The following is a 21,338-nucleotide window of genomic DNA, read 5'->3' on the forward strand; positions in this document are numbered from 1 at the left end:
CCATGCGACGTCGCGATCTGCTGGACCTGATCACGTTGGCCGCCTTGTTTGGCGCGTCTTTTTTATTCATGCGTGTCGCGGTACCCGAATTCGGTCCCGGCCCGCTTGCGGCTCTGAGGGTGAGTTTCGGTGCCTTGACGCTGCTGCCCATCGCTCTGATGCGCGGCCGGCTGCCCGTCATTGCGCGACATTGGAGAGCCATTCTGGGCGTGGGCGCGCTCAACTCAGCGATTCCCTTCATCCTGTACACCTATGCCGCGCAGTCGTTGGGAGCGGGCTTTCTATCGGTGGCCAATGCCGTCACACCCGTCTGGGGCGCGGTCATCGGATGGATATGGTTCAAAGATCGCCTGCCGATGTCGCGTACGATCGGCCTGGGTATCGCGGTGGTGGGTATCGTCGTTCTGGTCTGGGACAAACTGGATTTTCGCGGCGGCGATGCCGGGGGAACCGCGATTCTGGCCGCTATTGGCGCGCCGCTTTGCTATGGCATCGCGGCCAACTGGACCAAACGATTCCTGAGCCATGTCGATGCGCTTTCGAGCGCCACGGGGTCCATGCTGGCGGCAGCTCTGATTCTTTCGCCTTTCGCCGTCTTGCACTGGCCGCAGACGCCGGTGTCAGGCTTGGCATGGCTGGCGACGCTGGCGCTGGCCGTGGGCTCCACCGGCTTCGCCTATATCCTGTTCTTTCGTCTCATCAGCCGCATTGGCCCGACGGCCGCGGTCAGCGTGACTTTGCTGGTGCCGGTATTCGGGGTGTTGTGGGGCGTGTGGCTGCTTAACGAAAGCGTGACGCCTTCGATTCTGGCGGGCGCCTGCGTGATCATGCTGGGCACAGCCCTCGCGTTGGGTTTAATCGGCGGCGCCAAGCGAGAGGCCAAGCCCAACACAACCACGCGCAGCGAGTAACGGTGCCACCCCTCAGGGAATTCGCGGCGATCAATAGTCGCCAGCGCGCCCCGTCAATGCCACACCAATACGCAGCATCCGATAAGCCACCGCATCCACACAGCGTTTGCCCCATCCGCGCTTGTCATAGTCCGAACGGCGCACAAGGCGGCCTCCATCGCGAATAGCGGTCTCCAAGCGTTCTTGCAGTTCGTGCGCGAACGCTGCATCGTCCACCACGACATTGGCCTCGCGCGCGAGCAGCAAGCTAAACGGATCCAGGTTGGACGAGCCCACCGTCGCCACGTCGTCGATCACCGCTACCTTGGCATGCAGATAGCTCGGCATGTACTCATAGATCTCGACGCCGCCCTCAAGCAGCTGATCGTACAGTGACCGCGTGGCGTGGTACTGCAAGTGGTATTCGACCTTGCCCTGCAGCAATAGTCGTACGCGCACTCCCCGCTTGACCGCGTCAAGCAGTGCGCGACGAAACTGACCGCCGGGAAAGAAGTAAGCGTTGGCAATCAAGATCTCGCGTGTCGCATGCTCGATGCCATAGAGATACGCGCGCTCGAAAGTCTGCCGATACCGCACGTTGTCACGCAGCACGAGTGCGGCACGCTGAGCGCCCACTGCGGCGACCGGGGGCTTCCTGGCGGGTACGCCCAGCCGAAACCTGCCCCATTCACGCGGATGCCGGCGCAGGCGTGCCCAGTTCAAACGCACCCACAGGAGTTCTTGGGCATGCACGGCCCGGGCGACCAACGACCCTCTGATTCGCACGGCAAAGTCAAAGCGCGGCGTGGCGATGCCATCGTCTGGGTCCAGATCGTCGTAGTCATCGACCACATTGATACCGCCCACGAAGGCCACCTCGCCATCGACCACCGTCACCTTGCGGTGCAGACGCCGCAGTCGGCTGCGCGAGGGAACCAGCCGTCGATACCACGGTGGCTCGGGACGAAAAACACGGCAATACGCACCGGCCGCACGCAACCGGTCGTGCACGGCCTGCGCCGAATCGGCGCAGCCAAAGCCATCGAGCACCACACGCACCTTCACCCCACGACGCGCCGCCTGCTCCAGGCTTTGCATGACCTTTACGCCGGTTCGATCCAGCACAAAGATATAGGTTTCCAGGTGCACACTGACGCGCGCGGCATCGATTGCCTGACAGAGCGCCGGAAAAAAGTCGGCGCCATTTTGCAGCAGCTCGATGACGTTATCGTCGGTCCAGTCCAGCCTGACGATATCGCCCTTCACGGCAGCTCGAGCTCCGCAAGCAGCGGCGCGTGATCCGACAGGCGCGCCCACTGACGTCCACGCAGCACGCGCGCGCTACGCACGGCGAAACCGCGCTGGTAGATGCGGTCCAGGCGGAACCAGGGGAACAAGGCCGGAAAGGTGCGAGGTGGGGGCGCCAGCGCACACACCGCGCCATCCATACCCAACTGATTGCTGCGCTCTTGCACGGCAAAGGCATTGGGCACGCCGCGCAGCGCATTGCTCAGGCGCCGCACGGAGTCGCGCAGTTTCGGCAGGTCGCCGCCATGACTGCGGGGAGCGTTGGCAAAGACCTCCACCACGCCCAACTGCTGCACGAACAAGGGGGCAAGCCTGTCGTTCCAGTCGTTGAAGTCGCCGGCGATCAGAATCGGATCGCCATCGGGCACCAGACGCGAGATGCGCTCGGTCAGGGCGGAGATTTGCCGCGTGCGACTGCCGGCAAAGAGCCCGAGGTGCACGACAAAGCAATGCACATCCCGATCCTGAATGCGCACGCGCGCATGCAGCAACCCGCGCTGCTCCAGGCGATGATCGGAGATGTCCTGATTTTCGTGGTCCAGAATGTCGTACCGCGACAGCAATGCGTTGCCGTGCTCGGTACGGTCGCGTACGGCATTACAGCCATAGGCGACATTCAAATGCAGGGCTGCGGCCAGGGACTCATGCTGCGCATCGAGCATGGAACGCTGGTCATTGCGGCCCTGTACTTCCTGCAGAAACACCAGGTCGGGGCGCAACCCGTACAGACCCAATCGCAAACCATTGAGCGATTCGCGATGTCCCAGGGACGAGCGTCCCTTGTGGATGTTGTAGCTGACGACGCGGATTAGCGACATGAACCGAATGACGCCCCTCTATGCAACGGACAAGGGCAGCCTAAAGCTGCCCTCCTCCTGGCTGACGGATCCGTGGCATGCGTCTAACCGCAACGCACACCACCCTCTGTCCGCAGCTTACTTCATTTCACTTCAACGTTGCGCAGGCGGATGTGCAGCTCGCGCAATTGCTTCTCGTCGACGGTGGACGGCGCCTGGGTCAGCAGACACTGCGCACGCTGCGTCTTGGGGAAGGCGATCACGTCGCGGATCGATTCGGCGCCCGTCATCATGGTGACGATACGGTCCAGACCGAAAGCGATACCACCGTGCGGAGGCGCACCATACTGCAGCGCATCGAGCAGGAAGCCGAACTTCTCGCGGGCCTCTTCCGCGCCGATCTTCAGCGCGCGGAATACCTTGCTCTGGACCTCTTCGCGGTGAATACGAACCGAGCCGCCGCCGATTTCCCAACCGTTGAGCACCATGTCGTAGGCCTTGGCGTAGGCTTTGCTCGGGTCGGTTTCGAGGAAGTCCTCGTGACCGTCCTTGGGGCTGGTGAACGGGTGGTGAGCAGCGGTGTAGCGGCCTTCTTCCTCGTCGTATTCGAACATCGGGAAATCGACCACCCACAGCGGCTTCCAGTCGCTGGAGGCCAGGCCGTGCTTCTTGCCGAATTCGCTGTGACCGATCTTCACGCGCAGCGCGCCCAGCGCATCATTGACCACCTTGGCGCGATCGGCGCCAAAGAAGATGATGTCGCCGTCTTGCGCGCCCGTGCGCTTGACCAGCTCGGTCAGCGCGGCGTCGTGCAGGTTCTTGACGATGGGCGATTGCAGGCCTTCGCGACCCTTGGCGACTTCGTTGACCTTGATATAGGCCAAGCCCTTGGCGCCATAGATGCCGACGAATTGCGTGTACGCGTCGATCTCGCTGCGCGAGAGTTCGCCGCCGTGGGGCACGCGCAGTGCCACGACGCGGCTGCCGGCCGTGGTGGCGGCGCTGGCGAACACCTTGAAGTCCACATCACGCATGATGTCGGCGACGTCGGTGAATTCCAGGTTCACGCGCAGGTCAGGCTTGTCCGAACCAAAGCGCTGCATGGCTTCGGTCCAGGTCATTTGCGGGAACGGCGCCGGCAGTTCGACGTTTTGCACGGTCTTGAAGACATGACGAATCATGTTTTCGAAGATCTCGCGGATTTCGAATTCGGTCAGGAACGAGGTTTCGCAATCGATCTGGGTGAATTCGGGCTGACGGTCGGCGCGCAGATCCTCGTCGCGGAAGCACTTGGTGATCTGATAGTAGCGGTCGAAACCGGAGACCATCAGCATCTGCTTGAAGAGCTGGGGCGATTGTGGCAGCGCGAAGAAATGGCCGTCGTGAACGCGCGAAGGCACCAGATAGTCGCGCGCGCCCTCGGGCGTGCTCTTGGTCAGCATCGGCGTTTCGATATCGATAAACCCGAGCTGATCGAGGAACTTGCGCACCTCGATCGAGACACGATAGCGCAGCATCAGGTTGCGCTGCATCTGCGGACGACGCAGATCCAGCACCCGGTGCGTCAGGCGCGTGGTTTCCGACAGGTTGTCGTCATCGAGCTGGAACGGCGGGGTGACCGACGCGTTCAGGATTTCGACTTCCTTGCACAGCACTTCGATTTCACCCGAAGCCAGTTCCGGATTGGCCGTGCCTTCCGGACGCAGGCGCACCAGGCCGGTCACGCGGATGCAGAATTCATTGCGCAGACGTTCGGCGGTGGCAAAGGCGGCATTGTCCGGATCGAACACGATCTGGGCCAGCCCCGCGCGGTCACGCAGGTCGATAAAGATGACCCCGCCGTGGTCGCGGCGGCGGTTCACCCAGCCGTACAAGGTGACAGTCTGGCCGAGATGGTCACGGCAAACCTCGCCGGTGTAGCAGGTACGCATTGCGGGATGACTCCTAGGTGCTGTGTGTCAGCGTAAAAAGTTTACAGATCGGCGGCTGGGGCCGCCGGGATGGGGGTGGCGGAGACGGCATTCGGAGCCGGCGGCGCCACCACGCCCATGGATACGATGTACTTCAATGCCGCGTCCACGCTCATTTGCAGTTCGATCACGTGGTCACGCGGCATCATCAAAAAAAAGCCCGAGGTCGGGTTCGGCGTGGTCGGAACATAGACACTGACATGTTCGCCCGGCAGATGTTCCGCTACCTCGCCGCCCGGCGCGCCCGTCAGAAACGCAATAGTCCATGACCCGGCGCGCGGATACTGCACCAGCACGGCCTGGCGAAACGCCTGTCCGTTGGGCGCGAGCACGGTGTCGCTGACTTGCTTGACCGAATTGTAGATGGAACGCACCAGCGGAATGCGCCCGAGCAGGGATTCCCACTGCTCGAGCAACGAGCGACCCAAAAGATTCGCGGCGAACACGCCCGTCAGCAAGACGACCGTGATCACCAGTACAAAGCGAAAGCCAGGGATATAGACGCCAAAGAGCGCCTGCGACGACAAGAAGCTGGGCACAAAGCCCTCGAGCGTGGCCACCAGCAGCCCGAGCACCCAGACGGTGATCGCCAGCGGTACCCAGATGAGCAGGCCGGTGATGAAAAACTTCTTGATGACGCGCATGCTCATCGCGGGTACGCCGCTCAACTTGTCGTAGCCGGGGCAGCCGGAGCGGCGGCGGGCGTACTCTCGGTCTTAGCGGCCGTGGCCGGTGCGCTAGTGCCCGAGGACGACGAAGCGCCACCGCTCGAGCCGTTATTGCGGAAATCCGTCACGTACCAGCCAGAGCCCTTGAGCTGAAATCCAGCCGCAGTGACCTGCTTGGTATACGTGGATTGGCCGCATTCGGGGCAAACCGTCAGCGGCGCGTCAGACATTTTTTGCAGCACGTCCTGGGCATGGCCGCAGGCGCTGCATCGGTAAGCATAGATAGGCATGGTTGGGAACTTCCAGGCACACCGGCATCAAAAACCGCCGTCTTGCCACCCGGCCAAGCGGGCGGCTGCCTGGCGGCGCCGGATCCAATACGGGAAAGTATTGAATTTTAGCGGGTTTTGCTGACGAGAGACGGGGCGCCCGCCGGGGTCACCCGCCGGGGTCACCCGCCGTCGCCCCCGCGCCCAGCGAATCAACCCACCGGCAACAGGAACATCGCCGCCGCGACCGCGGTGGGCACCAGTGCGGATATCAACAGCTTGCCCGCCGAAATGGCCTGATCCGGAAAGAACGGCCGCAAGATTGCGTAACCCGCCGGGTTAGGCGCGTTGGCGATCACGGTCAGACCGCCGCCGGTCACCGCGCCGGCCACCAGCATGTATTGCCAGGCCGCGCTGGAGCCCTCGACCAGCGAACCCAGATAGGTCAGCGCCGCGTTATCCGTCACCGCGGTCAGAGCGGTCGCGCCGAAGAACAAAACGGTGGGCTCCAGTCCCCCCAGCAGATCCTGCAGCCACCATTTTTGTAGCCCGCCCAGCACGACCAGCCCCGCCAGGAAGAAGCCGACCATCAGACCCTCGCGGATCAGCAGACGGTTCTGGTGACGCTCATAGGCATGCGCGAAACCGATGAACATCATCAGAATGCCCAGGAACACGGCGGGATGGTGCGCGGTCAGCACAACGCCCACCAGACAGAGCATATGCACAATAATGACGGGCCACGGCACGGGCGGACGACGCGAGGCCTCGTCCTCCGCAGCATTGACGCCGCCGCCGGTGCCCACGCTGCGGCTCTTTAACGCATCGCGGCAGATCCAGGTCAGTACGGCGGCATTGAGGAACACCGCCACCATGGCGCGCCAGCCAAAGTGCGTCGCCATAAAGGCCGAATCCCAGCCAAACGTCGAGGCCACCATCAGCACCGGCGGAGCGGCGTAGGCCGTCAGTACGCCGCCAATCGACACATTGACGAACAGCACGCCGAGCGTCAGGTACTTAAAGCGCGTATTGCCCGCCTGACGGAAATAACCATCGCGCAGCAGGATGGCCGCCAGGGTCATGGCCGCCGGTTCGGTGATAAATGAGCCGGCCAAGGGCACCAAGGACATCACGACGAAGAAGGTCGCCACTTCTCGGCTCATGGGCAGTATCCGTGCAATCGCGCGCACCACCATGCCCACCAGTTCGAGTATCGGCCGGCTCGCGGCCACCACCATGATGGCAAATACGAATAGCGGCTCGGTGAAGTTGCGCGAATCCACATACTCGATCGCCGTCCCACCGCCGCTCATGAGCGCCATACAGGCGATCAGCACGAACGCCCACACGCCAAACACCGCCTCCACCTCGGACAACATGTGCCAGACGCCCGCGTGCGGGCCATTGCGATGCGCCAGACGCGCAAAGAAAGAGACGGAGAACGTATGAATCACCGCCACCGCGAACAAAATGGTGGCCAAAACCTCAGTGGTATGTGGCATAAACAGGACCTGACAACGAAGCAGCGCGTCGGTAAACGACGCGCTCAAGAAAAACGATCTGAACTATAACCCGCCATGATCAGATAATCGCGGCGTCGGCAGCGGCCTGCGCTTGCGACTCGGCCTTTAGCTGCATCAAGAGACTATGCAACATCTCGGTGGACAAACCATGCAGCACCAACCGATATCCGGCGCGCAAGGTCGACATGGGTACCAAGGGATGCTTATTGTTGACCAGAATCAGGTGCTGAGGCGCGCCGAGTATCTGCGCGGCGTAAATACCGATCGTCTCATCGAGCTGCAGTGAATTGGCCGCGCGCCAGAAATCGTTATCGGTCAGCAGCAGCTGATAGAGCGGCGTGAACAACTCGATGGCGCTTTGCAAATCGAGGAAGTTGCGCTTGCGTTGCGGCATATCCTCCAGACGCAGCCCGGGATCGCGGATCATTGAAAAGTCGACGCGTTCAGGGGCCTGCATGTCGACGCCCGCCTCGCGCAACGCCCCGTTCAACCGAATCACGAAGTTAAACAGATTGAGGTCATGCTTGACGAACATCTCGTCCTTCAGGTCCGCAATGCACTGCGGCGTGAGCGGCGTTGTCTCGACGCGAACGGGCGCGTTGCGACCGATGAAGGCGAGCACCTGCGCCCCGAGATGAAAGTGACGCAGGATCAGCCAATTGGCCTCGGGCGAGACGAAGTGCTCAAGCCCCCAGGCCAGGAAGCGGTGCAGGAATTTCGAATGCGACCACTTGCGCGGCAGGAACGTCTTGATCACCTGAATCAGGATGATGAACGCGCGTGCCAGTGGCCTCAGAAAGGGCAACAGATACTGCCGCGATGCGCAACTGGAATCGGCCAGCCATGCGGCCTTGACCGCATCGGGCAATGGCGTGCTGCGATCCAAGTACAGGGCGAGCCAGGGGCTCGGGTCGGCCGGATCATGCTCGCGAGTCAGAAACTCGGGCGTGCGTTCAGACGCCATTATTCCGACTCCATCACATGATGGAACTGCATCAGATACAGCGCCGCCGTGCGGCGCGCGGTGTCGACGATTTGCCGCTCGGCAGTGCCCCGATCATCGACGTCTAGCGCCATTTCCACCGCCATCAGCCAGCGGGCGAGGTGATTCTGGTCGTTATGACCGTGATACTCCAGGAACCGAAAACGATCGGGCGGCAAATGGAGGCTGGCTTTCAACAGCGGCAAAAGCGCCGGGACGATACGCTGGCCGGTGCCTTCGATAATGTAGATGGCGCCCAACAAGCCTATGGGATTCGGCGTCCCGGCCAGCGCATGCAGGTAGGCGTTCAATGCCTCGCCGCCAGGATTGCGGCGCAAGGACTCGATGTCGCTGATGGTGCCACCCGCATTACGGTAGTCCTCGAACAGAATCTGAAAGTCGTTCTGCTCTTCGCTGGCGTGCAGGCCGATCAGATCGGCCAAGGCCAGATAGGGGCCGCTTAACGACGCCGCGCCCTCGCGCATCCATTTGCTGCCCTCACGCACTTGAGGGATCCAGTTCTCCATCCACTGAAGATAGTCGGCCGAGGTGAAGCGACCCTCGCGCAAGCGGCGCACCACGGCGGTGCGCCAGACTCGTGAGCGATAGGCATGCCAGATCGACGCGAGCTCCACTAATAGCGGCCGCAAACCCTGCGGGGCCAGATCCGGATCGTGCGGCGGCGCGAGCGTGTCGGCATCCTCGCTATGCACCGAGGCGACCACGGGTGCGGTGGCGTCGCTCGCCGCTGGCGTCGCCGCGGCTACCGCAACGGACGATGGCGCGCCCACCGCCTCGGCTTCGAACAGCATATACGCCGTCATAAAGCGCCCCGATTCGGGGATATAGCAGAACACTTGTTGACCAGGCTCGAGCGTATGCGTCTCCAGAAATTCCGCGAGCATGATCAGAATCGACGCCGCGCCGGTATTGCCCCGCCAGGCCAGATTGCTGAACCAGCGCTCGCGCGGAATCGCCAGGCCCGCCTTTTCCATCAAATCCGCCACGATGGGCATGAATTTTTCGGACGAGTAATGACACAGAAAATGATCGACCCGATCTGGATGCACCCAGCCATCGCGCACCAGCGCTACATACTCGTGTATGCCGATATCGAACAGATGGGGCAATAAGCGGATGTTCTGCCGCAGAGATAGCGCGCCGGCTTCCTCGGCCTCGGTCCACGAGGCGTAATCCAGATGCCCTTGCCCGCCTTCGGCCGGCAGGCCCAGCTGCATACAGACGGGGTAGTCACCGGAAAACGCGCGCTGATGAATCCATTTCAAGCGCAGCCGCACGCCGGACGATGGCCCGGGCAATGCCTCACCGCTATTGCCCAGCAACAAGGCACCTGCCCCATCGGAGAGCATCCATCGCAAAAAGTGCGCATCAAAATCCGCGTCATAAGCACGCGAGGAAAAACGCGAACGCTTGAATAATCGCGACGGCATCTCGCTGGCGACTGCCAGCGCGCGTTGATGCGCGCCGAGCTCTATCCCTTGTGCGGCCGCCTGAATGGCCGCTACGCCGGCCGCGCAGATACCGTGCACGGAGAGCGTCTCCATGGGCGGTGCGGCAAGTTCGCCCTGAATCATGTTGGCAAACCCGGGCATCAGCACATCGCCGCCCGATGATCCACAAGCCAGCATCGTCACATCAGCCAGCGGCCGATCTTGACGCCGCAGGCAATCGCCTATCGCATGCGCGGCTTGCGCAGCGTTGGTCCACCGTGTGTTGCCCGCCTCGTCAATGGCGTAATAGCGCTGCCTGATGCCGTTCTCGGCAAGGATGCGTTGCTTGATCCTCCCCGATATACGGTTCAGGGGGGCGATATAGCGATCCATGTCTTCATTGGTCACGGCCTCGCCCGGCATGAAGTACCCGGCGCTTTGCACATACACGCGATCAAAGGCAACTGGCATGAAAAGCGACTCCTCGGCTCTTTTTAAACAATGTGCTGCGGCTCCATGAAGGATTCGCTACGGTAGCGTGACCAGATCAACGACAACACAAACACGCGAAGCATATACGACACCAGGCCAGGCTCGATCAGGCGCGGGTCGATGCGGTCACGGTAAAGATTCCTGTGCAAGCTCTTAAGCTCGGACCAGTGCACACGACCGTGCTCGTGATGAGCGGTATGCAGGCCGATGTTAAAGAGCAACGGGTTGACCCAACCTTCGAAGTTGCGTGCGTAGGTAAGGCGGGCGCGACGATGAGGCCCTCCATCCGCATGAGCATGCTGAAGATAGTTCGTCGCGAGCAGCCAATGCAGGCCATGCAGTTGCGGCAAGATCACGAGGACGAACGCTTTGACGGGATCGATCACCAGCAGGCCTCCCCACAGACTCAACCACGCCGCATACTGCGCATAACAGTAGCGCGCCGCGCCAGGCCGATAACGCCGCAGCCTTGCGAGCCACCGCCAGAATAAAGGGTACAAGCTCCCCACCGCCTGAAACGGATGCCAGAGATAGCCCGCGAGGTGATTGGTATCGCCCCCACCATACCGGTACGTCCGCGCCAGATCCCGCCGTCCATGGGTGTGCCGATGATGGTTACCCATATGCGCGGGAAAGAACACAAAAGTAGGATGACCCTGCAGCAACGTCAAGCACATATCTGTTACGCGATTGGCCCTGCGATGCCGCCACATACGCCGATGCGTGTGATTGTGATGCACCACACCGATGCCCAGCGTTAAGAACAGCGTCAAGCCATAGAGCAGCCAGTTCAACCCGTATACCCATTGCCAGGCCATCAAACCAGGCAAGGCGGCCATATAGGCCAGGCTTTGCACGTCTCGCCAGTTATGCAGCGCAGGCAATCCTATCCTGCCCTTGAGGCGCGATACGCACCGGGCAGCCCCGGTTACGCCCATCATGACGAAGCCCGTACCGCGACGCCGACGCGGCGGGCACTGGCGTCCAGCTGCGCCGCTGCCGCATCGGCCTTCAGGCGGGTGCGAAACAACCGGTCCATGAACGTGAACTGGAAACCGTAATTGCCGTGGTAGCACGCATGATGCAAATGATGCCGCCGGCTCGCCGCAAACCAATGCGCATACGACACGCGAGGAAAGAAGTCGTAGTTCGCATGCCCGACGCAGTTAAAAAACAAACTGAATAACGGCACCGAGAACAATGACCAGAAACTGAACTCGTGCAGCACCATGGGCAACAGAATGACGTTGCCCAGCATCAGCGCTTCGATGGGATGAAAGCTGTACGTGGAAAACGGCGTGGTCACCACGGATCGATGATGGGGCAGATGAAACCGCCGCAGCCAGCGTGTATGCAAGAGCCGGTGATTGATCCAGAAATGGACATCGTTCCAGACGAGCAGCAACAGGATTTCCAAGAGGATCTGCACGGCCCCGGCATCCGGATCCAGCCGCGCCCATCCTAGCTTGACGAGTCCCCATGGGAACACCATGCCGACTCCGAAGATCAGGATCGATACGCCAGACTGCATGAACTCATGGCGCAGTTGCCCGGGACGCAACGGGCGCGGGTCCAGCACCGCGCCTATGCCCAGGGCCGGCAGCACATAGCGCGTCAACAGCCAAGTGACCGCGCCGAACAACAGATAGATCCCGCCAAAGAACAGCAGACCCGCGACGATGACCTGCCACACTGACAAGGACTCAAAGGTTTGTGCCATGGAACTTCCATCAGCCTGATACGGGCGATCCAGGATGGGCGCATCATAGCAATATGCGCCCGGCCGCAAGCGTCAGGCGGCGATCATCATGCGCTCTCGGGCAAAGTTTTCGTTCAAAACCGAGAGGCAGGCATGCAGCTGCGCCTCGAGGGTCGCGCTTGCCGCTGGCATTGGGGCGCGCAGTTCCGGCGAGATCAGCCCTTGCCGCGCCAGCATCGCTTTGACCGGACCGGGATTCGGCTCGGCAAACAACAAACGAATCACGGGCGCCAACGCGTGAAACAGCTGGCGCGCGCGCCTGATCTGCTGCGCTTGCACCGCCCGGTGCATCGCAACAAAGAGATCCGGCCGAATGTGCGCGGCCGCCGCGATCATGCCACTGCCGCCCAGACACAACGTAGACAGGGCCTGCAGATCCTCGCCCGCCATCACCTGCAAGCCACCGTCTGCGATCAACGCAACCGTCTTGTCCAGCGAACCACCACAGTCCTTGATCGCGGCAATGTTGTCGTGACGCGCCAAGGCGAGCAGCGTTCCGGTCTCGAGCGTCGCACCCGTGCGATACGGAATGTCGTACAAAATGAGCGGCACACGCGATGCGTCCGCCAACGTCTGGAAATAGCTCAGCGCGCCTGCCTGCCCCGGCCGCACGTAATAAGGCGCGGGCGTGAGTACGCCGGCCAATGGGCGCGTGCCTAACGACGCCAGCCGACGCAGCACATGCCCTTGGTGATTACCGGCCAAGCCCATGACGACTGGAATGCCTCCGCATTCCGCCAGCACGGTGTCCAGCACGGTCAGTTGCTCGTCTTGATCGAGCGAGGCGGCCTCGCCCGTGCTGCCGCAGGCCACGAATCCATCCACGCCCTGCTCCACGTAATGCCGGACCAGACCGCGCAGTGCGGCCTCGTCCACATATCCATCGCGAAATGGCGTGACCAGCGGGATCCAGACGCCTTGAAAACCGGTTGATGAAGTTTCCGACATGATGCTCTCCTGATGCAGTCAGACCGTGAAAGGAACCGTGCAGAGGAGCTGGGATGTCAGGAGGGAGTGTCGCCGCGCATCGGGGCCCGGCTTTGGCCGCTGTTCCGTCGCCCATCTGACGGAACAGCAGCTCCGGTCAGATGAGCGGCTGTTTTTTGGATTTCAGGCACACGCAGGACGTCGTCGCGCACGAGGCGCGGTGATCGACGAAGGAGCGTATGGCTGAGGGCATAAAACAGTAAAGGTGCCGGTCGTGACCGGATGACAAACGGCGCGAGCCGCAGGAACTGAAAATCTACTGGCCGCGCATCAGGCTGTCAACCGACACGGCGAGCATACGGTAAATCAAGCAGCTTCGAGGCTTTCCAGGTACACCGCGCACAACGCCTCCATGCCCTGGCGGTCTTCCTCGTCGAAACGGCCCGGCTCGGGGCTATCGACGTCCCAGACGCCAATCAGTTGGCCGTCACGCACCAGCGGCACCACCACCTCGGAGCGCGAGGCGGCATCGCAGGCGATATGTCCGGGAAACGCATGTACGTCGGCCACCACCTGCGTGCGCCGCTGGCTGGCGGCCGCGCCACAGACGCCCCGGTCCAGCGCGATGCGCACGCAGGCCGGTTTGCCCTGGAACGGACCCAGCACCAGCTCGCGGCCGTCATAAAAGTAAAACCCCGCCCAGTTGATCGTGGGCAGCGCCTGATACGCCAGGGCAGCGAGGTTAGCGGCGTTGGCGATGCGATCCGTCTCGCCCGACAGCAGCGCGCGCGCCTGGGCGGCCAGCTCGGCATAAAAGCGCGGTTTGTCGTCGGTAGGGAGTTCTGCGGCGGTGAACATGGGGAAAAAGTGTCTCTGAATCTCGTAAACAAAAAGATTTTAGGCCCAGGCATGGACGGACACGGCGACAACCCGGCGTTGTGGGACAATAATTGTTCTTTCTTACGTTCTTTCTGGCAAAGCTTTCCATGGACCAACCTCTGCAACCCGTGTGCACGTTCTCCCAGCGTGCTCAACAACTCACCAGCTCCGCGATCCGCGAGATCCTCAAAGTCACCGAGCGTCCCGAGGTCATCTCCTTCGCGGGCGGCCTGCCCGCGCCCAGCGGATTCCCGGTAGAGGTCGTACGCGCCGCGTTCGATAAGGTGTTGGCCGAGAATGGTCGTGCTGCGCTGCAATATGGCCCCACCGAGGGCTACGCCCCCTTGCGCAAATGGGTGGCTGAAGACCTGAACCGCGCTGGCGCCAACGTCACGCCCGATCAGATCCTGATCGTCTCGGGTTCGCAGCAGGCGCTGGATTTGCTGGGCAAGGTGCTGATCGATGACGGCAGCAAGGTCCTGGTCGAAGACCCCAGCTACCTCGGCGCGTTGCAGTCGTTCAGCCTGTATCAACCCACCTTCGTGCCGGTGCCGACCGACGATGGCGGCCTGGTGCCCGAAGCCATCACGCCGGAACTGGCCGCCGGCGCGCGCTTTTTGTACGCGCTGCCCAACTTCCAGAACCCCACGGGCCGCACGCTGAGCCTGGAGCGCCGAAAGGCTCTGGTGCAACGCGCCGCCGAATTGGGTCTGCCCATCGTCGAGGACGATCCCTACGGCGAACTGCGTTACGCCGGTGAGCCCCAGCCCGGGTTGCTGGCGCTGGGTAAAGACTGTGGCGCCAATGTCATCCGCCTGGGTTCGTTCTCCAAGGTGCTGGCCCCGGGCCTGCGCCTCGGTTATATCGCCGCTCATCGCAGCATCATCGACAAGCTCGTCCAGGCCAAGCAAGCCACCGACCTGCACACCCCCACGCTCACGCAGATGGCCGTGTACGAGGTCGTCAAGGACGGCTTTCTGACCACGCACCTGCCGACCGTGCGCGAACTCTATCGCGTGCAAGGCCGTTGCATGCTGGATGCGCTGGCCCGCGAATTCCCCGATACCGTCAAATGGACCGTGCCCGAAGGCGGCATGTTCCTGTGGGTGACGCTGCCCGACCATATCGACAGCACCAAGCTGCTGGCGCAGGCCATCGAGCAGAACGTTGCCTTTGTGCCGGGTGCGCCGTTCTATGCCGGCAAGGCGCAGACCAACACCCTGCGTCTGAGCTTTGTCACGGTGCCCGAGGAAAAGATTCGCGCGGGCGTCGCCATCCTGGGCAAGCTGATCAAGCAATACGCCTGACGGTCCCATCGCGGGCGGCGGCATCGCGCCGCCGCCCGTTCCTTTTCCACTCACGCCTACCCATCGCATTGTCCTTATGGTGAGCGCGCAGCAGACCTCTTCCCCCGATCTCAGCGACATCGTCTTTACCGACTGGGTAGAGCGGTGGTTACCCAAATCATGGCGCCCCTACGCGCGCCTGTGCCGGCTCGACCGGCCGATCGGGACGTGGCTGACGCTGCTGCCTTGTATCGCCGCGTTGATCCAGGCGGCGGGCGGCTTGCCCGACTTGGGCCGCCTGATTGTGTTTTCGCTGGGCGCGCTGTTGATGCGCGGTATCGGCTGCACCGTCAACGACATGTGCGACCGGGATATCGACAAACACGTCGAACGCACGCGATTCCGGCCGCTGACCAGCGGTCAGCTGAGCATGCGACAGGCCTGGTGGTTCTTGCTCGGGCAATTGCTGGTCTGCGGATCGCTGCTGTTTTTCATTAACGAAATGAGCCGCTGGCTGGCGCTGGCGGTGCTGCCCTTCGTCTTCATCTATCCGCTGTGCAAGCGCATCACCTATTGGCCGCAGGTCGTCCTGGGCATCTGCTTTAACTGGGGCATGCTGATGGCCTGGTCGGATACGCAGGACGTCTTGCCGCTGAGCGCAATCGCGATGTGGCTGGGCGCGGTGATGTGGCAGGTGGGCTATGACAGCATCTATGCCTACACCGATGTACGCGACGATAAGCAACTGGGCCTGCGCTCGACGGCGTTGCGCTTTGGTGACCGAGGCAAGGCCTGGATAGGCGGGTTCTATGTCGCCACCATCGTGCTCTGGGCCTGGGGTGGCTATGCCATGGGCCTGCACTGGGCCTATCAGGTCGGTGTCGCCGCTGTCGCGCTGCACCTGGCCTGGCAGCTTTACATCTTTGATTTGCAGCGGCCTGAACGCAGCTTCATGCTGTTTCGCGCCAATCTTTGGACTGGCGTATTGCTGATTGCGGCCGCGCTGGCCGGTACGCTCATCTGACGCCCGGGCGCGGGCGTAGCACCCTGGAGCCGATATGATCCGAACGCCCCGACTGGTACTGATCCTCGCTGGCACCCTGCTCACGGGATCGGCGATCGCGACAGAGCCCCCGCCATCCGCGCTGCGAGACTGCAGCGCGAAACTTGGATGCGCGGCGAAGTTCTGCCATATCGAGAACAGGATCGCCGCCGCGCAGGCCAATGGCAACGCGCCCCAGGAAAAAGGCTTGCGCCGCGCATTGGCCAAGGCCCGGCAGGCCTGCACCGACGAAACGCTGGAAGCCGACCGCCAGAAGGCGATCGAGGAAGCCCAAGCCAAAGTCGCCGAGCGCGAAGAAGAGCTCGCCGAGGCCCGTGATCGGGGCAGTGAAGAAAAAATCAAGCGCGCTCAGCGCAAACTGCAAGAAGCCCGCGCCGAACTCAGCGCCGCGCAAGCTGAATTGCTGCAATAGCGCGGGGCAGGCGCGCGAACCCGATCCGAGCGCGGGTTATGTCCAGCCTTCCAGCCTTAAGGTCGCGCGCACCAGACGCTGCTCTTCTTGTTCGATCTCGCGCAGACTCTGGCGCACGCTATTGACGTGCGCCGTCGCCGCTTGATGCGCCTCATCGGGCAAGCGCGCAATCACGGCGTCGTAGACCGCCTCGTGTTGCCGGTCGATCTGCTGCTTGTGCGGCTGGCGGTGATAGAGGTTATTCACACACGCAAACACGGACCCCAGCATCAGATCCGTCAGCGATTGCAGCGTGTGCGTCAACACCGGATTATGCGAGGCCTCGCACACGGCCAGGTGAAAAGCGTGATCCAGATGAGCATGGGTCGCGGCGTCGGTGTCGCGCGCCTGCGCATCCACCATGGCCTGATAACGCCGATGGATCAGAATGAAATCCGCGTCGGTGCCACGGATCGCGGCCAGGCGTGCCGCCTCGCCTTCGAGCAGCGCGCGGACTTCCAACAGGTCATACAGCGTGCGCGGCTGTGAATGAAACAAGTGAACGAGCGGCCCGGCATCGACTTGCGATATCGGTGCGACGAAAGAACCCTTGCCCTGCGCGGTATGAATGATGCCCCGCGCGCGCAAGATCCTTAATCCCTCCCGCAATGCGCTGCGCGATACGTTGAGTTTTTCCGTGAGCCGCCGTTCGGATGGCAGCACCTGCCCGGCCTTTAAAACGCCATCCATGATCAGCCGCTCGATTCGGGCGGCGACGCTGTCAGCGATCTGTTGGCCAGGGGAGGCGACCTCGGGTTCCATTCTTTGCTCTCGTCTATGAAGGGGCATGCGTGCGTACATGTGGGTCGCGTGGTTTGCGCCTACGGGCCGCGCGACCTACTGGTATGACCAGTCAGTCAGTGTATACGCCGCGAACCAAGGCCTCGCGCCAAGTAATTGAATATCCTACCGAAAACTCATGCTGTTCACCTCGCGGCACTGCACAAACTGGTATGACCAGTAGTCTCAAGGCTGGACAGACGACGGACTTAGCGGCCATGATGTAGGACCGTAGCGCGTATGGCGCCAGTCAGAGAATCAGGCGAGACAGGTATGACACAACGTATTGAGCAAAACGGTCTGCGAGTCGCGACCGTGCTCCATCAATTCATCGAGAGCGAGGCCTTGCCGGCAGCCGGCATCGCGCCGCAGGATTTCTGGCCCGGCTTTGCTGCGTTGGTCAGCGATCTGACTCCCAAGAATCGCGAGCTGCTCGCCGAGCGTGACCGTTTGCAGGCGGAGCTGGACACCTGGCATCGCGCACACCCAGGCCCTATTCAGGACATGAACGCCTACCGCGCATTCCTGGAGCAAATCGGCTATCTGCAGCCCATCCCTGAGGACGTGCGCGTCACGACCGCCAATGTCGATGCGGAAATCGCCGAACAGGCCGGCCCCCAGTTGGTCGTGCCGATGTCCAACGCACGCTATGCCTTGAACGCCGCCAATGCGCGCTGGGGCAGCCTGTATGACGCGTTGTACGGCACCGATGCGATCCCGCCCACCCCGGGCGATACCGGCACGGGCTACAACCCGGAACGCGGCAAGGCGGTTATCGCGCGGGCGCGCGAGGTGCTGGATCAAGCCGCTCCGCTCGCGCAGGGCTCGCATGCCGACGCCACGGGCTATGCGGTCGAAAACGGTCAACTGGTTATCGCCTCGGCACAGGGCAAGCTCGCCTTGAAGGATCCCGCGCAATTCGTGGGCTATGTAGGCCAAGCCGACGCCCCGCAAGCCATCCTGCTCAAGCATAACGGCCTGCATATCGAAATCCAGATCGATCGCACGCACAGCATCGGCGCCACCGATGCCGCCGGCGTGAAAGACGTGGTGGTCGAGGCAGCGCTGACCACCATCATGGACTGCGAAGACTCGGTGGCCGCTGTCGATGCGGAAGACAAAGTCCTGCTGTATCGCAACTGGCTGGGGCTGATGCAGGGTGATCTCACGGAACAGGTCACCAAGAACGGCAAGACCTTCACGCGCCGCATGAATCCGGATCGCGAATACCGTACCCCCGATGGCGGCACGCTGACCTTGCACGGGCGCTCGCTGCTGTTCGTGCGCAACGTGGGTCATCTGATGACCAACCCGGCCATCCTGGACGCCCAAGGCGCGGAAATCCCCGAGGGCGTTCTGGACGCGGTGATGACGACGCTGACCGCCCTGCCCGACCGCAAGCGTCAATGCAACTCGCGCACGGGCTCGATCTATATCGTCAAACCGAAGATGCACGGCCCGGCGGAAGCCGCCTTTGCCAACGAACTGTTTGATCGCGTCGAAGACCTGCTGGGTCTGCCCCGTCATACGATCAAGATGGGCATCATGGACGAAGAGCGTCGTACCAGCGTCAACCTGAAGGCGTGCATTCGGGCCGCCTCCGGACGCGTCGCATTCATCAATACGGGCTTTTTGGATCGCACCGGCGACGAAATGCACACCGTGATGCAAGCCGGCCCGATGCTGCGCAAGGGCGATATGAAATCCAGTGCCTGGATCGCCGCCTACGAACGCAGCAATGTGCTGGTGGGCTTGAACTGCGGCCTGCGCGGGCGTGCGCAGATCGGCAAGGGCATGTGGGCCATGCCGGATCTGATGGCAGCCATGATCGAACAGAAAATCGCCCATCCCAAGGCCGGGGCAAACACCGCCTGGGTGCCCTCGCCCACCGCCGCGACGCTGCATGCGCTGCATTATCACCAAGTCGATGTCGCGTCCGTCCAGCAAGCCCTGGAGAGCACGCCACTGACCACTGAGCAGGACGCCCTGCTACAAGGTCTCCTCACGATCCCGGTGGGCGATCCCGCGCAATGGTCGCCCGACGACATCCAACGCGAACTGGACAACAATGCGCAGGGCATCCTGGGCTATGTGGTGCGCTGGATCGATCAAGGCGTGGGTTGCTCCAAGGTTCCCGATATCAACGACATCGGCCTCATGGAGGACCGCGCCACGCTGCGTATTTCGAGCCAGCACATCGCCAACTGGCTGCTGCACGGCATTGTCACCCGCGAGCAAGTGCAGTCCACGTTGGAACGCATGGCGCGAGTGGTCGACAAACAAAATGCGGGCGATGCGCTGTATCGCCCGATGGCCGATGACTTCCAACAGTCGATCGCATTCCAGGCAGCCAGCGCGCTGATCTTTGAAGGGCTGGAGCAGCCAAACGGCTATACGGAACCTCTGCTGCACAAGTATCGGCAGGCCTATAAAGCCGCCCGTTGATCCTCCGATGCCGCAGCACAACGGCCCCGAGAGGGGCCTTTTTCATCTCGTTATCGGAGCCGGATCACTCCGTGCTAGCCTAAGTCTGCACACATGCGAACGGAGAAAGACATGGCCTGGACCGGACGACAATTACGCTCCACGATCGACAAACAGGGCACGCTGACGCTGTCACTGAACCCCATCGAGATCACGGAACCTGGGGATGACGAAGTGGTGGTGCGCATTGAGGCGACACCCGTCAACCCGAGCGACATCGGCATGCTGTTGGGGCCCGCGGACCTCGCGACCATCGACGCGATCGACGCGGCCGACGGCCCGCGGCTGACGGTGTCGGTACCATCCGCAAGAATGGCTGCCGTCGCCGGCCGGATCGGCCAACCATTGGCCGTCGGCAACGAAGGCGCCGGCACCGTCATTGCGGCAGGTAAAAACGTCAGCGCGCTTCAGGGCAAGCGAGTCGGCATGGTAGGCGGCGCTATGTATGCCGATTACCGCAAGATCGCGGCCAAGGATGTCATCCCATTGCCCGACGGTGTCAGTGCCGCGGCGGGCGCGTCGATGTTCATCAACCCGCTGACTGCGTTGGGCTTTGTCGAGACGGCCCGCCGCGAAGGGCATAAGGCCATCATCCATACGGCAGCGGCATCGAACCTGGGCCAGATGCTGCAACGGATTTGCCTGGCCGATGGCATCCCGTTGATCAACATCGTGCGCTCCGAGGAACAAGCGGCGTTGCTGCGCTACATCGGGGCAAGCCATGTTCTGAATAGCAAGGACGAGGCCTTTCACGAGCAGCTCACCGAGGCGATCGCAGAGACCGGCGCCACCATTGCCTTTGATGCGATTGGCGGCGGCACCCTCGGCAGCGACATTCTGAACGCCATGGAACGCGCTGCGGCCCGTACCTCGACTACGTATAACCAATACGGTAGCAACGTGTTCAAGCAGGTGTACGTCTACGGCCGCCTGGATCTCTCACCGAGTGTGCTGGACCGCAGCACCCTGGGCTTTGGATGGAGCGTATCGGGATGGCTGTTGTTCAACAAACTGGCCACGTTCGAACCCGAGGTCGTGCAGGGATTGCGCCAGCGCGTGGTCAGGGAATTGACCACGACCTTTGCCAGCCATTACACGCGCACCGTGGGTCTGGCGGAGATACTGCGGCCAGACGTTCTACGCGCGATTGAACGCAAGGCCACGGGTGAAAAGTTCTTGATCGACCCAAGTCAGGGCTGACATCGACGCCTTTCAACACGCTAAAAACGCGGCCACGTTGGCGGTACATAAGATGCCGCCAGCCTGGCATCCCAGCCAAAGGGCCGTTGCGACGCACTTTGTGCAAATCTTTCGAAGCGAAACAGTAATTGCGAATCACTCGCATTTCCAATACAACTT

The 21,338-nt window shown here is 62.1% G+C and carries 19 protein-coding genes; 6 read left to right on the plus strand and 13 right to left on the minus strand.

Annotated features, from left to right (window positions below):
• Positions 1–2 precede the first annotated feature (2 nt).
• Positions 3–911: a DMT family transporter gene (locus GOQ28_RS10800; protein ID WP_160356436.1), complete on the plus strand. Its 909-nt coding sequence runs from the start codon at positions 3–5 to the stop codon at positions 909–911.
• Positions 912–941: 30 nt separating this feature from the next.
• Here GOQ28_RS10800 and clsB read toward each other — a convergent pair whose 3' ends face one another.
• The 12 genes from clsB to GOQ28_RS10860 all read right to left on the minus strand — a co-directional run bounded on the left by clsB (position 942) and on the right by GOQ28_RS10860 (position 13,894).
• Positions 942–2,156, minus strand: a complete 1,215-nt coding sequence (gene clsB, locus GOQ28_RS10805) for a cardiolipin synthase ClsB (RefSeq protein ID WP_160349828.1) — start codon at positions 2,154–2,156, stop codon at positions 942–944.
• Complete coding sequence (locus tag GOQ28_RS10810; protein WP_160349827.1) at positions 2,153–3,016, minus strand: endonuclease/exonuclease/phosphatase family protein; 864 nt, start codon at positions 3,014–3,016, stop codon at positions 2,153–2,155. Before GOQ28_RS10810 ends, clsB begins: the two co-directional genes overlap by 4 nt.
• Positions 3,017–3,138: 122 nt before the next feature.
• A complete protein-coding gene (gene aspS / locus GOQ28_RS10815; protein ID WP_160349826.1) occupies positions 3,139–4,926 on the minus strand; it encodes an aspartate--tRNA ligase in 1,788 nt (595 codons plus the stop codon).
• Between the two features lie 41 nt (positions 4,927–4,967).
• On the minus strand, positions 4,968–5,609 hold the full coding sequence (locus GOQ28_RS10820; RefSeq protein WP_160356471.1) for a DUF502 domain-containing protein: 642 nt from the start codon (positions 5,607–5,609) through the stop codon (positions 4,968–4,970).
• 20 nt (positions 5,610–5,629) lie between these two features.
• Entirely contained in the window at positions 5,630–5,923 is a 294-nt protein-coding gene (locus GOQ28_RS10825; protein WP_160356437.1) for an FmdB family zinc ribbon protein, read from the minus strand.
• 191 nt (positions 5,924–6,114) lie between these two features.
• Positions 6,115–7,404, minus strand: a complete 1,290-nt coding sequence (locus GOQ28_RS10830) for a putative Na+/H+ antiporter (protein WP_160349824.1) — start codon at positions 7,402–7,404, stop codon at positions 6,115–6,117.
• Between the two features lie 79 nt (positions 7,405–7,483).
• The gene (locus tag GOQ28_RS10835) at positions 7,484–8,389 is read right to left on the minus strand and encodes a DUF6999 family protein (protein WP_160356438.1); all 906 of its coding nucleotides are present in this window, start codon (positions 8,387–8,389) and stop codon (positions 7,484–7,486) included.
• Positions 8,389–10,329, minus strand: a complete 1,941-nt coding sequence (locus GOQ28_RS10840) for a 3-oxoacyl-[acyl-carrier-protein] synthase III C-terminal domain-containing protein (RefSeq protein ID WP_160356439.1) — start codon at positions 10,327–10,329, stop codon at positions 8,389–8,391. The genes GOQ28_RS10835 and GOQ28_RS10840 overlap by 1 nt, the downstream gene beginning before the upstream one ends.
• A 23-nt stretch (positions 10,330–10,352) precedes the next feature.
• On the minus strand, positions 10,353–11,189 hold the full coding sequence (locus GOQ28_RS10845; RefSeq protein WP_370519922.1) for a fatty acid desaturase: 837 nt from the start codon (positions 11,187–11,189) through the stop codon (positions 10,353–10,355).
• A 98-nt stretch (positions 11,190–11,287) separates the two neighbouring features.
• Positions 11,288–12,070 carry a sterol desaturase family protein gene (locus GOQ28_RS10850; RefSeq protein WP_160356440.1) on the minus strand — a complete coding sequence of 261 codons (783 nt, stop codon included), beginning with the start codon at positions 12,068–12,070 and terminating at the stop codon, positions 11,288–11,290.
• Positions 12,071–12,142: 72 nt separating this feature from the next.
• The gene (gene dapA, locus GOQ28_RS10855; RefSeq protein ID WP_160356441.1) at positions 12,143–13,057 is read right to left on the minus strand and encodes a 4-hydroxy-tetrahydrodipicolinate synthase; all 915 of its coding nucleotides are present in this window, start codon (positions 13,055–13,057) and stop codon (positions 12,143–12,145) included.
• 345 nt (positions 13,058–13,402) lie between these two features.
• Positions 13,403–13,894, minus strand: coding sequence for a GAF domain-containing protein (locus tag GOQ28_RS10860; RefSeq protein ID WP_160356442.1), 492 nt, complete (start codon positions 13,892–13,894; stop codon positions 13,403–13,405).
• 128 nt (positions 13,895–14,022) lie between these two features.
• Here GOQ28_RS10860 and GOQ28_RS10865 point away from each other — a divergent pair, with 128 nt between their 5' ends.
• The 3 genes from GOQ28_RS10865 (at position 14,023) to GOQ28_RS10875 (ending at position 16,676) form a co-directional block, all read left to right on the plus strand.
• Positions 14,023–15,222, plus strand: a complete 1,200-nt coding sequence (locus GOQ28_RS10865) for an aminotransferase-like domain-containing protein (protein WP_160356443.1) — start codon at positions 14,023–14,025, stop codon at positions 15,220–15,222.
• 79 nt (positions 15,223–15,301) lie between these two features.
• The gene (gene ubiA, locus GOQ28_RS10870; RefSeq protein WP_160356472.1) at positions 15,302–16,225 is read left to right on the plus strand and encodes a 4-hydroxybenzoate octaprenyltransferase; all 924 of its coding nucleotides are present in this window, start codon (positions 15,302–15,304) and stop codon (positions 16,223–16,225) included.
• 34 nt (positions 16,226–16,259) lie between these two features.
• On the plus strand, positions 16,260–16,676 hold the full coding sequence (locus GOQ28_RS10875; protein ID WP_160349817.1) for a DUF1090 domain-containing protein: 417 nt from the start codon (positions 16,260–16,262) through the stop codon (positions 16,674–16,676).
• Between the two features lie 36 nt (positions 16,677–16,712).
• Here the strand turns inward: GOQ28_RS10875 and glcC are convergent, their stop codons facing one another.
• Positions 16,713–17,477, minus strand: a complete 765-nt coding sequence (gene glcC, locus GOQ28_RS10880) for a transcriptional regulator GlcC (RefSeq protein ID WP_160356444.1) — start codon at positions 17,475–17,477, stop codon at positions 16,713–16,715.
• Between the two features lie 291 nt (positions 17,478–17,768).
• Between glcC and GOQ28_RS10885 the strand changes: the two genes are divergently transcribed.
• Positions 17,769–19,940 (plus strand): malate synthase G, encoded by a 2,172-nt coding sequence (locus tag GOQ28_RS10885; RefSeq protein WP_160356445.1) that lies wholly within the window; start codon positions 17,769–17,771, stop codon positions 19,938–19,940.
• Positions 19,941–20,051: 111 nt separating this feature from the next.
• Positions 20,052–21,179 (plus strand): zinc-binding dehydrogenase, encoded by a 1,128-nt coding sequence (locus GOQ28_RS10890; RefSeq protein ID WP_160356446.1) that lies wholly within the window; start codon positions 20,052–20,054, stop codon positions 21,177–21,179.
• Positions 21,180–21,338: the final 159 nt, after the last annotated feature.

Origin of the sequence: Bordetella sp. 02P26C-1 (assembly GCF_009763255.1) — a bacterium.
Lineage (GTDB): Bacteria > Pseudomonadota > Gammaproteobacteria > Burkholderiales > Burkholderiaceae_B > Bordetella_A.